The organism is Stenotrophomonas sp. 93052_Sma, from assembly GCF_056481145.1.
Map to the genome: position 1 here is coordinate 4,162,375 of NZ_CM151134.1, position 13,202 is coordinate 4,175,576.

The window sequence follows — 13,202 nt, forward strand, 5'->3', positions numbered from 1 at the left end:
CTTATTTCAGGTACGAGCGGATCAATGCGCTCATGTCGCGCACGCGTTCGGCGCGCTGTTCATCGGAGGCCGCAGGCTGGCCGAACTCCTCGCGCAGATGGGCCTCCATCACCTCGGACATCAGGCCGTTGACCGCGCCACGGATGGCCGCGATCTGCTGCAGCACCGGCCCGCAGTCGGCACCGGCTTCCAGCGCGCGATCCAGCGCATCGCACTGGCCGCGGATACGGCGCACGCGGGCCAGGACCTTCTTCTTCTCTTCGGGGGAGTGCGGCATGGCGGGGCCACCTCGGAACTATACTGGGGGATAGTATACACAGAGGGGCGAATGAAGCCATCTGGTGCTGCCGGGGCATGTCCCAGGGACAGATCAGCCCAGAATATGAATGAACAGTAAATAGATTCATTTGTTACTTTTTCATGACGTAGGGTGCCTGCCTTCCGCCCGCGTTTACCCCCGAGTCACATTGGCGTGACCAGGGAGAAATCATGTACCGACCGTTGTTCGCCCGCAGTCGCTTGTCTGTCGCGCTGGGTTCGGCATTGGTGCTGGTGGCCGCCGCACCGGCCATGGCGCAGCAGGCCGCCACGCAGGAACAGAAGGCCGAGCCCGCCAGCAGCAAGACCCCCGTCCAGCTGGACCGGATGACCGTCACCGGCTCGCGCATCTACCGCGCCGGTTTCGACACGCTCGAGCCCGCCGCGGTGGTCAGCCGTGAATCGATCGAGAACTATGGCGACACCAACCTCATCGATGCGGTGACCCGGATTCCCGGGGTCAGTGCCGGCGTCAGTTCGCGCGGCGACCAGGCCGGTTTCGGTGCAGGCGTCAACTTCGCCAGCAAGTTCGGCTTGGGCAGCAATCGCCTGCTGACCCTGGTCAATGGACGCCGCTTCGTCACCTCTACACCGCCCACCATCTTCGGAGCCGGCGGCGGCTCGGGCATCCAGGTCGACATGAACGCCATTCCCAGCGTCATGGTGCAACGCATTGAAAGCCTGAGCGTTGGCGGTGCACCCACCTATGGCTCGGATGCGATCTCCGGCGTCAACAACATCATCCTGCGCGACCGGTTCGAGGGTGCCGAAGTCGAACTGGGCTACGGCAGGACCAGCAAGAACGACAACGAGCGCTACTCCTGGTCGGCCATCTTCGGTACCGACTTCGCTGATGGGCGTGGCCACATCGTGGTGGCGGCGGAACTGGACAATGCCGATGGGGTGAACGCGCTGCAACGCGATTTCTACCGCCAGGGCTACAGCCTGCAGGCCAATCCCACGGCGGCCAATGCCACTGCCCAGCCCCTGCGCCGGCCGACCAATGATGGCCGCATCGACGGCAGCATTCCGTTCAACACCGGTCCCCGCGATGGTATCCCCGACCAGGTCTGGATCCGCAACCGGCGCATTGCCAGCATGACCTTCGGTGGCCTGGTGATGCCGGCCACCGGCAGCTACACGCGCAACGGCCTGGGCGACATCCTTGGCTTCGGCCCGAACAAAGACAAACTGTGGCAGTTCAACAACGAGGGCAAGCTGGTCGAGTTCAATCCCGGCACCAGCTACGCGGGCGGCAACGCCTCCGGCGGTGACGGCCTGAACCTGTTCGAGACGGTGCCGCTGATCGCCGACCTCGAACGACGCTCGGTATTCTCCACCGGCAGCTTCGACTTCACCGACAACGTGCGCGGCTTCTTCGAACTTTCGCGATACGAAGCGACCGCCCGCGAAACCCTCGACCAGAACGTCTACAACGCGGTGTCCTTCGGCAATGCGCGCCTGGACGGCGGCGGTACCGCCAGCGGTGCACTGACCTTCAGCGCCAGCAATCCGTTCCTCAGTGCGGAAACCCGCAAGATCCTCGCCGACAACGGCATCACCTCGTTCCGCCTGTCGCGATCTTCGCGCGACCTGTCGATGAACAACGCCAGCACCGAAACCCGCCTGACCCGTGCGGTGCTCGGCCTGAACGGCTTCTTCGAGGTCGGAAAACGCAGCTTCAACTGGGAAGCCAGCGTCACCCACGGCCGCGGTGACTTCGACTACCTCGGCACTGGCCTGATCCAGCAGAACTTCATCAATGCGATCAACGTCACCACCGACGCCAGCGGGCGCATCATCTGTGATGCCACCCGCCCGGGCACCACGGCCGATGCGAACTGCCGCCCGCTGAATCTGTTCGGCGAGAACCAGGCGTCGCGCGAAGCCCTGGACTATGTCTCCACCCGGACCGTGGCCAAGGCGCAGACCCGCCAGACCGTCATCAATGCGTCGGTATCCGGCGGCCTGTTCGATCTTCCCGGCGGCGAGCTGTCCGCGGCGGCCGGCTTCGAGCACCGCCGCGAAGAAGGCTCCTTCACCCCCAGCGAGTACCAGCGCCTGGGCCAGGGCCGTTCGGTGCCGACCCAGGCGGCCGAGGGCAAGTACCACACCAACGAAGTGTTCGCCGAAGTGCTGGCACCGCTGTTCAATCCCGACTGGGATATCCCGGGCCTGCATCGCCTGGATCTGACCGCCAAGTTCCGCCGCGTCGACAACTCCGTCGCCGGCGCGTTCAATGCGTTCACCTACGGCATCCAGTACGAACCGATCGCCGGCCTGCAGCTGCGCGGCAACAAGACCCAGTCACTACGCGCGCCCTCCATCGCCGAGCTCTACACCACCCAGCAGCCGGCCTACTACAACATCCCGGAAGTGTGCTCGCTGGACAACATCAGCGGCGGCTCAAATCCGGCGGTGCGTCGCCGCAACTGCGAGGCGTTCTTCGCCGCCTACCCGGGTGCCGATCCGAACACCTTCCGCCAGCAGCCGACCAATACGCTGGGTTCGACCAACGGCAGCACCCGCCTGCAGAACGAAACGGCGAAGTCGTGGACGGCCGGCATCGTGTTCGCGCCGGAATGGATCCCGGGCCTGCGCGTCGCCGCCGACTGGTATGACATCAAGATCAACAACGTGATCACGTCGCTGAGCGCCAACGACATCATCACCGGTTGCTTCGACACTGCCGACTTCAACGCCGCCAACGTGCCCAACGCCAACCGCTTCTGCAGCCTGGTGACGCGTGATCCGAACACCGGCGTGGCTACCAGCATCAAGACCGAGTATGGCAACGGCCCGGTGCTGATGTTCCGTGGCTGGACCGCCGAAGTCGGCTACCGTTGGGACCTGTCGCGCTTCGGCGTACTGGACCTGGACTTCTACGGCTACATGCCGAAGAACCGTGGCCAGGCCGCGAACCGGGACGTGCCGTTCGTCGAACAGGCGGGCAGCTTCAACGAGCCCAAGCGCCAGTTCCGTTGGACGGCCCAGCATCGCATCGGCAACTGGAACTACGGCGTGGCCTCCAACTACACCAGCCGCGCCCAGTACACGATGACCGATACCCCGGAAAGCCGTCAGTACTTCTACCGCGACAGCTGGACCACCTGGGACGCCAACGTCACCTACCGCATCACCGACGCCGCGCGCGTGACGTTGTCGGTGATCAACGTGGGCGACGACATCGGGCCGTTCCCGTATGTGCTGGATGCACTGGGCCGTCGCTACATGGCCAGCCTGCGCTACAACTTCAAGTAGGCCTGGCGCAGCGTTTCCACAGGCGGGGCCCGGTGTACGGGCCCCGCCTTTTTTCAGTTCGCCCTTGGATTCTGCAATGTTTCGTATGGACGTCCCCCTCTAGCGGGGCCGACCATCAAGGGAACATCACGCGGAATGAAAATCGATGAAGCACCACCAGAAGATCGCCTACATTCTGCCTGCAGCTCCGGCGAGTCATTGGGGTTCACGCGCATGACAGTCGGCATCCGGCTTGGACAGATCACCGATGAGATAGGAAGTTCCAGCTTCCTGTACGCGTTCTTCTCAACCATCTCCGGGAATCTCGAACCGGATGGATGGGGAAGCCGATTCCCTATCCTCATGAGGCAGCTATATGCCGGCAGACTGCAGCAATCAGATGCTGCCGACGCACTGGCCGAACTGCATATGGTTCGACGTGAGCTGGCCGATCTGCCGCCAGCCCGTGTCATCTGGTCGCTCGAGGATCGAACCCAGCATCCACCGTGGGGAGACGATATCGCTCCCGACATCGACAGCCTGGCGACCTACTTCGTGACCGCACATGGACGCGATCTGATTGCTCTTCTGGCTGAGGTATTTGAAGCACTCCAGGAAGGCGAAGACACGTCCGCCCGGATCGTCGACTACTGATACCCAGCTCAGTCAAACACGCCCTCACCCGCCAACCGGGTCAGCTCATCCACCACGTAGCGCACCTTCGGCCGCAGGTGACGCGTCGGTGGCCACAGCGCATGGATGTCGATGTGCCGCTGCATGTGTTCGTCCAGCACCGATTGCAGCACGCCGGAATCGAGATGGCGGCGCACCAGTGAAATGGGCATCTGGCAGATGCCGAGGCCGGCGATGGCCGCTTCGATCACCGCGTCGCCATCATTGAGTTGATAGGGCGCACTGGGAATGAACGTTCCCTCGTCCTCCTCGCTGCCGATCCGCCACCAGATCGGTTGCCCGTGGCGGAAGCCGACGATGCTGCGGTGCTGCGCCAGTTCCTGCACCGTGCGCGGCACGCCATGCGCCTGCAGGTACTCCGGCGATGCGCAGGTGACCAGGCGCTGGCGCCCCAGCCGGCGCGCGACCAGGTGCTCGGCCTGGTGCAGCCCACCGAAACGGATCAGCAGGTCGATGCCCTCTTCGACCGGATCGACGAAGTGATCGGTGAAGGTCATCGTCAACTGCAGGTCCGGATACTGGCGGCACAACCGCAGCAGCACCGGCAGCACCACCAGCCGCCCGAACGAGGACGGCATGTCGATGCGCAGCCGCCCGCTGGGCAGGCCCGCCGAACCCAGACAGGCCTCGGCCGCGGAGATTTCTTCCAGCGCCGCCGCACAGGAGGCGTAGTACGCCTCGCCATCAGTGGTCAGTGCGATGCGCCGCGTAGTGCGATGGAACAGGCGCACCCCCAGCCGCGCTTCCAGACGGGCGATGGCCTTGCCCACCGCCGAGCGCGAGATGCCCAGCGCGTCTGCCGCCTCGGTGAAGCTGCCCGAGCGTGCGGTCGTGACGAACGTGACCAGGCCATTCAAGGATTCCAGCGGCAGCATCGTTCGCACTCCATTGGGGACAAATAGTCCCGCACCAAGGGGGATCGAAGCGCTTTATGCGCCTGCATGTCAACTCCATCCTGTGTGCATCGCGCCGCTGGCGCCTCTCCCCCGCACCGAGATGACCGACATGACCACCGCCCTCTTCCGCCCGTTCGACCTGACAGGCATCGCCCTGCGCAACCGCATCGCGATGGCCCCGATGACCCGTGCCCGCAACCCCGGCTCGGTCGCCAATGAGCTCACCGCGCAGTACTACCGGCAGCGTGCCAGCGCCGGCCTGATCATCAGCGAAGGCACGCCGGTCTCGCCGCAGGGCCAGGGCTACATCGACGTGCCGGGTATCTGGTCGGCCGAGCAGGTGGCCGGGTGGAAGCTCGTCACCGAGGCGGTGCATGCCGCGCAGGGCACGATCTTCGCCCAGCTCTGGCACGTCGGCCGCATGTCGCATTCCTCGCTGCAGCCCGGGGGTGGACAACCGGTCAGCGCCGGTACCCGCCCGGTGGCCAGCGCACCGAAGAACACCTCGTTCGTCTATCTGGACGACGGCAGCCGCGGCCATGCCGATCCCACCCCGGCACGTGCACTGGAGACTGCGGAGATCCCCGGCATCATCGACGACTTCGTACGCGGGGCGGACAACGCCATTGCCGCCGGCTTCGATGGCATCGAACTGCATGCCGCCAACGGCTACCTGTTCGAACAGTTCCTCAACCCGCTCATCAACCAGCGCGACGACCGCTACGGCGGCTCGCTGCCGAACCGCGCGATTGATCCTGGAGACGGTGGATGCGATGGCCCAGCGCATCGGCGCCCACCGCATCGGCGTGCGCCTGGCACCGAACAACCTCACCTTCGACATGCCGTACTACCCCGACAACGAGGCCACCTATCTGTACCTGGCCGAGGAACTGGGCAAGCGCGGGCTGGCCTATGTGCATCTCAACGACAACCTGCAGGCGGGGCAGTCGGTGCTGGGCGAGGCGTTCCTGCAGCAGTTCAAGCAGGTCTACGGTGGCACGTTGATCCTGGCCGGTGGCATGACCCGCGAACGCGCCCTGCAGCTGGTCGAGGCCGGCACCATCGACCTGGCCGCATTCGGCCAGCCGTTCATCGCCAACCCGGATCTGGTCGAACGCCTGCAGCACAACGTCGCGCTGGCCACGCCCGACCGCAATACCTATTACGGTGGCGGCGAGGCAGGCTACCTCGACTACCCGCGCGCGCAGTAGAGCCACGCGATGCGTGGATGCGGGCGTACACTGCTCACCCGCATCCACTGGATCTGCCCATGGATACGCCCACCGCATCGTTCATCGTCAACCTCGATGTCCCCGATCTTGCCGCTGCCGAGGACTTCTACATCCGAGCCTTCGGCCTGAGCATCGGGCGCCGTCTAGGCCCGGGCGCCGTGGAGCTGCTCGGTGGGCCAACGCCGCTGTACCTGCTGCAGAACGAGGCCGGCAGCGCAGCCACCGAGGATGGCGACGTGCGCGACTACGAGCGTCACTGGACGCCGCTGCACCTGGACTGGGTGGTGGATGACATCGAGGCGGCACTGGCACGTGCGGTTGCGGCCGGGGCGACGCTCGAACAGCCTGTGCGCGAGCGCCGCTGGGGCCGCATCGCCGTGCTGGCCGATCCGTTCGGGCATGGCTTCTGCCTGATCCAGTTCAGCGGCGAAGGCTACGACGCGCTGGTCGAATGACCGGTGCGCCGTTCACCACGGCAACGGCACTGCTTCACCGTTGGCGCGCTCACCGTAGTACAGCGACGGCAGCAGGCGCGAGAGGAAACTGAACTCCGTGTAGCAGTGCTTGAGCAGGCCCAGGCCGACCGCATCGCCGGCATCGCAGTGCGGATCGGTGCTGTCCAGGCCGAGCACGAAGCGGCTGCGCAGCACACAGCCAAACGGCGTATCGCGCGCCACGTGCAGCATCTGCCCGTCGCAGGGATCACCGTTTGCATCCAGGCGTACGTGGTCGCCAAAGCCGATGCGCGCGGCGATCACTGCCGATACATCGCCTGCATCCTGTGCCACCTGCAGGCGCTCGGGCACCAGCAACGTGCGCGGGTCATGGAACTTCAGACGTGCCGCCACCGGCGGGATGTCGGCCAGCGATTCCACCGCGTGGATGCTGGCACCGTGGTAGCTGCGTCCGCGCTGCCAGGCCGCGTCCCAGCCGCGATGCTCGACATGATCGACCGGATGCCACCAGCGGATGTGCTGGGTGGTCTCAAAGAACGTAAACCACCAGTCCAGCATGCGGCCCTTGCAACCGTGCAGATCGGTACGCACCGCCACCAGCAGGGTGCCATCTTCGCGGCGCTGGATGCCGGTTTCCAAGCGCATCGGTGCGGGGTCGAGCAGATCGTGGTGGTCCAGCCAGGCGCGGGCGTTCACAGCGGTATCCATCGGGGTCTCCTGCATGTCGGGAGACCTGACAATACGGAAACGTTTTTCGTTTCTCAATTATCCAAATGCGGTAAGATGGGCGCAATGAACAGCACCACCCTGCCCGAGCCACCCTCACCAATCCGCCGCCGCGGCCGCCCTGCGCGGCCGGAAGCCGAAGTCCGCCACGCCGTGCTGCAGGCCACGCTGGAGCTGCTGCTGGCACAGGGTTACGAGGCCACTACCATCGAAGCGGTGGCGGCGCACGCCGGGGTAGCGAAGAAGACCGTGTACCGCCACGCCAGCAACCGCGAAGAACTGGTCGGGTTGGCCGTGCGCGAGTGGACCGACGGCTTCGCGCCGCAGTTGCAGCGCGATGCGCACGACGCCGACGAGGTGATGCCGTTGCTGCAGGCCATCCTGCACGCGGTGTGCGCGCAGGCACTGTCGGCGCAGGCAGTGCAGGTATTCCGCCTGCTGGCCACCGACTTTCCTGGCAAGGACGCGCTGCTGCAGGCCTATCTGGACAATGGCATCGAACGCGGCCGTGCGCTGCTGGCCGACTGGCTGGCGCGTCAGCAGCAGCGCGGGCTGCTGCGCGAGGGAGATGCCGCGTGCATGGCGCGGCTGATCCTGGCGATGGCCGTGGCCGAGCCGCTGCGCGAACGCGTGATCGGTGTGGTGGCCGAGGATGCGCCGGTAGAGGTGCATCTGCGTGATTGCCTGGAATTGTTGGCACCCGTACTGCAGGTGCCGTAGCCGGCCGCATCCACGCATGGCGAGGTTCTACCAGCAGCGCTTCGGATCAGGTCACGCCTGCACGTAGGGCATTTCGCTGTCGATACCGTCGAACGCGATCAGCTGCAGCAGCGGCTGCACGTCCTCGTCACTGATCTCACCCGCAGTGATGTCATCCACGCGTGCATACAACGCCTCCAGCGCCGCTACCTGGTCCCCTCGCAGCCAGCCACGATGGGTACCGAGCCAAGCCTGCAGATTGGTTCCGATATCGCCCTCCGAAAGCAGCGAATCCTCTTCCTCCAGCTCCGCCACCGCTTCGGCCATCTTGCGGAACAGGAAGTCCTGGAAGTTCGCGGCCAGCAGATCGGCGCGATCATCGTCATGCCAGACCAGCAGCACCGGCGACTCGCTGGAACCCGGTGCATTGGTCCAGAAACAGTAATGATCACCCGCGCCGGTGCGCGCGAACGGCAGCAGTTTCAGGTCATCGCGCAGCGGGTTGTAATGATCTTCGGCAGTCAGATCTTCCCACGCTGCGCGCAGTTCGCTCGGCTCGATCGGTTCATAGTCGTTGGCATACAGCAGTACCGGCGGCTGCGGCTGCACCTGCGGGAACACCGTGCGGTACCAGTTCGGGCCCTGCTCGCCCCAGCTGAAACGGTTGCCTTCCACCAGCTGGCGGAACAACGGCGGGAAGGTCTGGCCGGAAGCCTGTTCGAGATCGGCGAGCATGCTCAATGACGTCCTTTTGTTGAGAAGACTCACTCTAGCGGGTGAACGCCATCCCCGCATGGCGCGGATCCACTCGGAAAGCTCTCGTTGGAGCCGGTCATTGGACGGCACTGCGCCATCCACCGCGATTCACTCGCGCAGCATATCCACGAACGCACGCAGCGCACCGGGCATCTGCCGCTGCTTCGGGTAGTACAGCGCGAAGCCGGCGAACGGTTCGCTCCAGTCTTCCAGCACCGCCACCATCTGCCCCGATTCGATGTAGGGCCGCGCGGTGTCTTCCAGCACGTAGGCCAGGCCGATGCCATCGAGTACCGCGCCGACCACGGTGCCCTGCTCGCCCAGCGTCAGCCGTCCGGGCACGTCGATCTCCAGCGCCTGCCCACCGCGCTCGAACTGCCACTTGTACAGATGCCCGCTGGCGAAGCGGAAGCGGATGCATTCGTGTGCAGCGAGATCGCGCGGATGCTGTGGCGCGGGATGCCGCCGCAGATACTCCGGCGAGCCGACAATCAGCCCGCGCAGTGGTGGCCCCATCGGCACTGCCACCATGTCCTCGGGCACGAACTCGTGCAGGCGCACGCCGGCGTCATAGCCCTCGGCGACGATGTCGACCAGGCCGTCGTTCTCGGTCAGCTCCACCCGCACGTCAGGATGGGCGTGCAGGAAGCGCGCCAGCCGTGGTCCCAGCTGTGTCGCCACCGCAGCACGGGTGGCGTTGATGCGCAGCAGGCCAGCCGGGACAGCACGGAACTGGTTCATCTCCTCCAACGCATCGTGCACCTGCCCCAAGGCCGGCTGCAGGCGCTCCAGCAGGCGCTGCCCGGCCTCGGTCAGGGCCACGCTGCGGGTGGTGCGATGAAACAGGCCCACCCCCAACCGTTCTTCAAGCGCGCGGATCGCATAGCTCACCGCCGAGGTCGACAGCGCCAGCTCGGCGCCGGCACGGCGGAAGCTGCGGTGGCGGGCGACTGCGGCGAACGCAGCCAGGTGGGAGAGATTGTCAGTGGCCATGATTGTGCAGTTTCACTTGATGAATCATGCCGATATCCGGGCTTTTTGCCACTGGGTACGGGGCGTATTGTAAAGCGCCTTTCGACAAACCCTGCCAAGGATTCCCCATGTCCCTCGCCCGTGGTTACGCCGCCCATTCACATACCGACCCGCTGATCCCCTACGAGTTCGAACGCCGCGCGGTCGGCCCGGACGATGTACGTATCGAGATCCTCTACAGCGGCATCTGCCACTCCGACCTGCACCAGGCCCGCGACGACTGGGGTGGCTCGATCTACCCGATGGTGCCGGGCCACGAGATCATCGGCCGCGTCACCGAGGTCGGCAGCAACGTCACCCGCTTCAAGGTGGGCGACCACGCCGGCGTGGGCTGCATGGTCGACTCGTGCCGCCACTGCGACGCCTGCGAGCACGACCTGGAGCAGTACTGCGCCGAAGGCGCGACCTGGACCTACAACGGCCGTGAGCGCGAAAGCGGCGCGCCGACGTATGGCGGCTATTCCGACCACGTGGTGGTCGAACAGCGCTTCGTGGTGAAGGTGTCCGAAACGCTGGACCTGAAGGCCGCCGCCCCGCTGCTGTGCGCCGGCATCACCACCTGGTCGCCGCTGCGCCACTGGAAGGTCGGCCCGGGCCAGAAGGTCGGCGTGATCGGCCTCGGTGGCCTCGGCCACATGGGCGTGAAGTTCGCCAAGGCCCTCGGCGCGCACGTGGTGATGATCACCACCACGCCGGAAAAGGGTGCCGATGCCAAGCGCCTGGGCGCCGATGAAGTGCTGGTCTCGCGCGATGCCGCGCAGATGAAGGCGCACGCCGGCAGCTTCGACTTCCTGCTCAACACCATTCCGGTTGGCCATGACACCAACCCGTACATGGGCCTGCTCAAGCGCGAGGCCACCATGTGCCTGGTCGGCGTGCTGACCGAACTGGATCCGCCGCTGACCGGCGGCAGCGTGATCTTCGGCCGCAAGCACCTGACCGGCTCGGCGATCGGCGGCATGGCCGAAACCCAGGAAATGATGGATTTCTGCGCCGAGCACGGCATCGTCAGCGATGTCGAGATGATCGACATCAAGAACGTCAACGAAGCCTGGGAGCGCATGGCGAAGAACGATGTGCGCTACCGCTTCGTGATCGACATGGCGACGATGAAGAACGCCGCCTGATCGATCGGCGACTGTGAACGAAGAACCCCGGCACTGCCGGGGTTTCTTGTTTGCGTTGCACGGCCCGTCCGCCGGGCATGGCCCGGCGAGCGAAGCGGTTGCCTCCCTCCTTGGGCATGACGAAGATCAAGGACCCGGCCACCAGCCGGGCGCAGACTCGCTGCATGGCCCGCCTGCCCTCCCCTGCGATGCTGATGCGCGCCGCACCGGCTGCTGTTCTTCATCGGCGCCAGCAACCTGCTGCTGGCAATGCTGTGGTGGGCGTTGTGGCTGGGCGCATTGCGCGGGTTGTGGACGCCGCAGCCATCGCCGCTGCCTCCGGCCTGGCTGCACGCGCTGCTGATGCAGTACCTGGTACTGCCCAGTTTCATCTTCGGCTTCCTGCTCACCGTGTTCCCGCGCTGGATGGCACAGCCGGAGCTGCCACGCAGCCGTTATGCGCCGGTCGGCATCGGCCTGTTTGGTGGGCAGGCGTTGCTGATTGCCGCCGCCTGCGGGTGGACACCCGGGCTGTGGCCCGGCCTGCTGCTGGCACTGGCCGGCTGGAGCGCCGGACTGATCGTGCTGGGACGCGTGCTCAAGGCCGCCGGTCCCAACCGCAACTGGCATGCGCGCCTGCTATGCCGCACTGCTGCTGGGCTGGCTGGGGCTGCTGCTGTTCATGGCGGTGGGGCGCGGCCACGCCACGCTGATGCCGGTCACGGTGGCACTCGGCACCTTCGGCCTGCTGCTGCCGGTCTACCTCACCGTCGCGCACCGGATGATCCCGTTCTTCGCCAACAACGTGGTCGATGGCTATGTGGCGTGGCGCCCGCTGCGCTGGTTGGCTGCGATGTGGGCGCTGCTGATGCTGCGCCTGCTGTTGAGCGCGTTGCAGGTCGACCACCTGCTGTGGCTGGCCGATGGGCCGCTGCTGATGTTGTCGCTGCAGGCGCTATGGCACTGGTGGCCACGCGGGCCGATGCCGGGCCTGCTTGCCGCCCTGTTCCTGGCACTGGCGTGGCTGCCGATCAGCTTCGCGTTGTATCTGCTGCAGGACATCGGCCAGATGCTGGGCCATCCGCAACTGCTCGGCCGCGCGCCGCTGCATGCCCTCGCCGTGGGCCTGTTCGGCAGCCTGCTGGTGGCGATGGTGACCCGGGTCACCCAGGGCCATTCCGGCCGACCGCTGGTGATGCCGGCAGTGGCCTGGTTTGCGTTCGTCGCGCTGCAGGCGGTGGCGATCATGCGCATCGCTGCCGAACTGATGCCCGACGCCTATGCGTGGCATTTCGCCGGAGCCATCGGCTGGTTGCTGGCCTTGGCACCGTGGGTGGCGCGGCTGGGCTGGATCTACCTGTGCCCACGGCGCGACGGCAAGCCGGGCTGACATCGACGCCGGGCATGGCACCATGGTGGGCATGTCCGATATCCCGTTCGATCCCACCGCAATCACCACCTTCGCCGATGGCGACCCTGAGGAGAATCCCTGGGTTCTCGGCGCGCCGCAGCCGGAAGCGCTGCAGGTGGTGCCCTGGTCCACGCTGTGGGCCGACCAGTTCGAGCAGCAGCGCACGCAGCTGCAGGCGACACTCGGCAACACCGCGCTGGGCATTGAACATGTCGGCTCCACCGCGGTGCCGGGCCTGCCGGCCAAACCGGTACTGGACATCGACCTGCTGGTTGCCGATCCCGCCGACGAAGCGGCCTGGCTGCCAGCGCTGCAGGCACTGGGCTACGTGCTTACCATCCGCGAACCCTCGTGGTACCAGCACCGCATGCTGCGACTGCACGTGCCGCGCGTGAACCTGCACGTGTTCGCACCTGGTTGCGCCGAGCACCTCCGCCACTGCTTGTTCCGCGATTGGCTGCGCAGCCATGAAGATGACCGCAGGCGCTATGCACAGGCCAAGCAGGCAGCACTGCAGGGCAATGCCAACGTGCAGGCCTACAACCGCAGCAAGCAGGATGTGGTTCGCGGCATCTACGCGCGCCTGTTCGCAGCGCGGGTGGTGACGCAACGGCAGGTGCCGGCCCCGGTTGGCACCC

General features: G+C 65.8%; 11 protein-coding genes and 3 pseudogenes. 9 read left to right on the plus strand and 5 right to left on the minus strand.

Translation table 11 applies throughout. The annotated features are described in order from the left end of the window. Position 1: 1 nt before the first annotated feature. A complete protein-coding gene (gene frmR, locus ACZK2V_RS19445) occupies positions 2–277 on the minus strand; it encodes a formaldehyde-responsive transcriptional repressor FrmR (RefSeq protein ID WP_005411009.1) in 276 nt (91 codons plus the stop codon). A gap of 212 nt (positions 278–489) precedes the next feature. Here frmR and ACZK2V_RS19450 point away from each other — a divergent pair, with 212 nt between their 5' ends. Together ACZK2V_RS19450 and ACZK2V_RS19455 are read left to right on the plus strand one after the other, a co-directional pair. Continuing rightward, a complete protein-coding gene (locus tag ACZK2V_RS19450; RefSeq protein WP_486322695.1) occupies positions 490–3,579 on the plus strand; it encodes a TonB-dependent receptor domain-containing protein in 3,090 nt (1,029 codons plus the stop codon). Between the two features lie 135 nt (positions 3,580–3,714). Beyond that, positions 3,715–4,212, plus strand: coding sequence for an Imm70 family immunity protein (locus ACZK2V_RS19455; RefSeq protein WP_293797536.1), 498 nt, complete (start codon positions 3,715–3,717; stop codon positions 4,210–4,212). Between the two features lie 8 nt (positions 4,213–4,220). On the opposite strand, the gene ACZK2V_RS19460 is transcribed toward ACZK2V_RS19455, so the two are convergent. Next, the gene (locus ACZK2V_RS19460; RefSeq protein WP_201117306.1) at positions 4,221–5,126 is read right to left on the minus strand and encodes a LysR family transcriptional regulator; all 906 of its coding nucleotides are present in this window, start codon (positions 5,124–5,126) and stop codon (positions 4,221–4,223) included. A 130-nt stretch (positions 5,127–5,256) separates the two neighbouring features. Here ACZK2V_RS19460 and ACZK2V_RS19465 point away from each other — a divergent pair. Further along, positions 5,257–6,358, plus strand: a pseudogene (locus ACZK2V_RS19465) (alkene reductase). Positions 6,359–6,417: 59 nt separating this feature from the next. After that, the gene (locus ACZK2V_RS19470; RefSeq protein WP_486322696.1) at positions 6,418–6,834 is read left to right on the plus strand and encodes a VOC family protein; all 417 of its coding nucleotides are present in this window, start codon (positions 6,418–6,420) and stop codon (positions 6,832–6,834) included. 12 nt (positions 6,835–6,846) lie between these two features. On the opposite strand, the gene ACZK2V_RS19475 is transcribed toward ACZK2V_RS19470, so the two are convergent. Next, positions 6,847–7,542, minus strand: a complete 696-nt coding sequence (locus ACZK2V_RS19475; protein WP_107433164.1) for a DAPG hydrolase family protein — start codon at positions 7,540–7,542, stop codon at positions 6,847–6,849. A gap of 75 nt (positions 7,543–7,617) precedes the next feature. Between ACZK2V_RS19475 and ACZK2V_RS19480 the strand changes: the two genes are divergently transcribed. Then, a complete protein-coding gene (locus ACZK2V_RS19480) occupies positions 7,618–8,280 on the plus strand; it encodes a TetR/AcrR family transcriptional regulator (protein WP_049421841.1) in 663 nt (220 codons plus the stop codon). Positions 8,281–8,331: 51 nt separating this feature from the next. Here ACZK2V_RS19480 and ACZK2V_RS19485 read toward each other — a convergent pair whose 3' ends face one another. After that, a complete protein-coding gene (locus ACZK2V_RS19485) occupies positions 8,332–8,994 on the minus strand; it encodes an SMI1/KNR4 family protein (protein ID WP_486322697.1) in 663 nt (220 codons plus the stop codon). A 129-nt stretch (positions 8,995–9,123) separates the two neighbouring features. Beyond that, the gene (locus ACZK2V_RS19490) at positions 9,124–10,008 is read right to left on the minus strand and encodes a LysR family transcriptional regulator (RefSeq protein ID WP_180845154.1); all 885 of its coding nucleotides are present in this window, start codon (positions 10,006–10,008) and stop codon (positions 9,124–9,126) included. A 107-nt stretch (positions 10,009–10,115) separates the two neighbouring features. Here ACZK2V_RS19490 and ACZK2V_RS19495 point away from each other — a divergent pair, with 107 nt between their 5' ends. The 4 genes and pseudogenes from ACZK2V_RS19495 to ACZK2V_RS19510 form a co-directional block, all read left to right on the plus strand. Beyond that, entirely contained in the window at positions 10,116–11,174 is a 1,059-nt protein-coding gene (locus ACZK2V_RS19495; RefSeq protein WP_032129891.1) for an NAD(P)-dependent alcohol dehydrogenase, read from the plus strand. Between the two features lie 249 nt (positions 11,175–11,423). Beyond that, positions 11,424–11,726: pseudogene (locus tag ACZK2V_RS19500) on the plus strand (NnrS family protein); the annotation flags it as partial. A 55-nt stretch (positions 11,727–11,781) separates the two neighbouring features. After that, positions 11,782–12,543: an NnrS family protein gene (locus ACZK2V_RS19505; protein ID WP_486322698.1), complete on the plus strand. Its 762-nt coding sequence runs from the start codon at positions 11,782–11,784 to the stop codon at positions 12,541–12,543. Between the two features lie 31 nt (positions 12,544–12,574). Next, positions 12,575–13,084, plus strand: a pseudogene (locus ACZK2V_RS19510) (GrpB family protein); the annotation flags it as partial. Positions 13,085–13,202 lie beyond the last annotated feature (118 nt).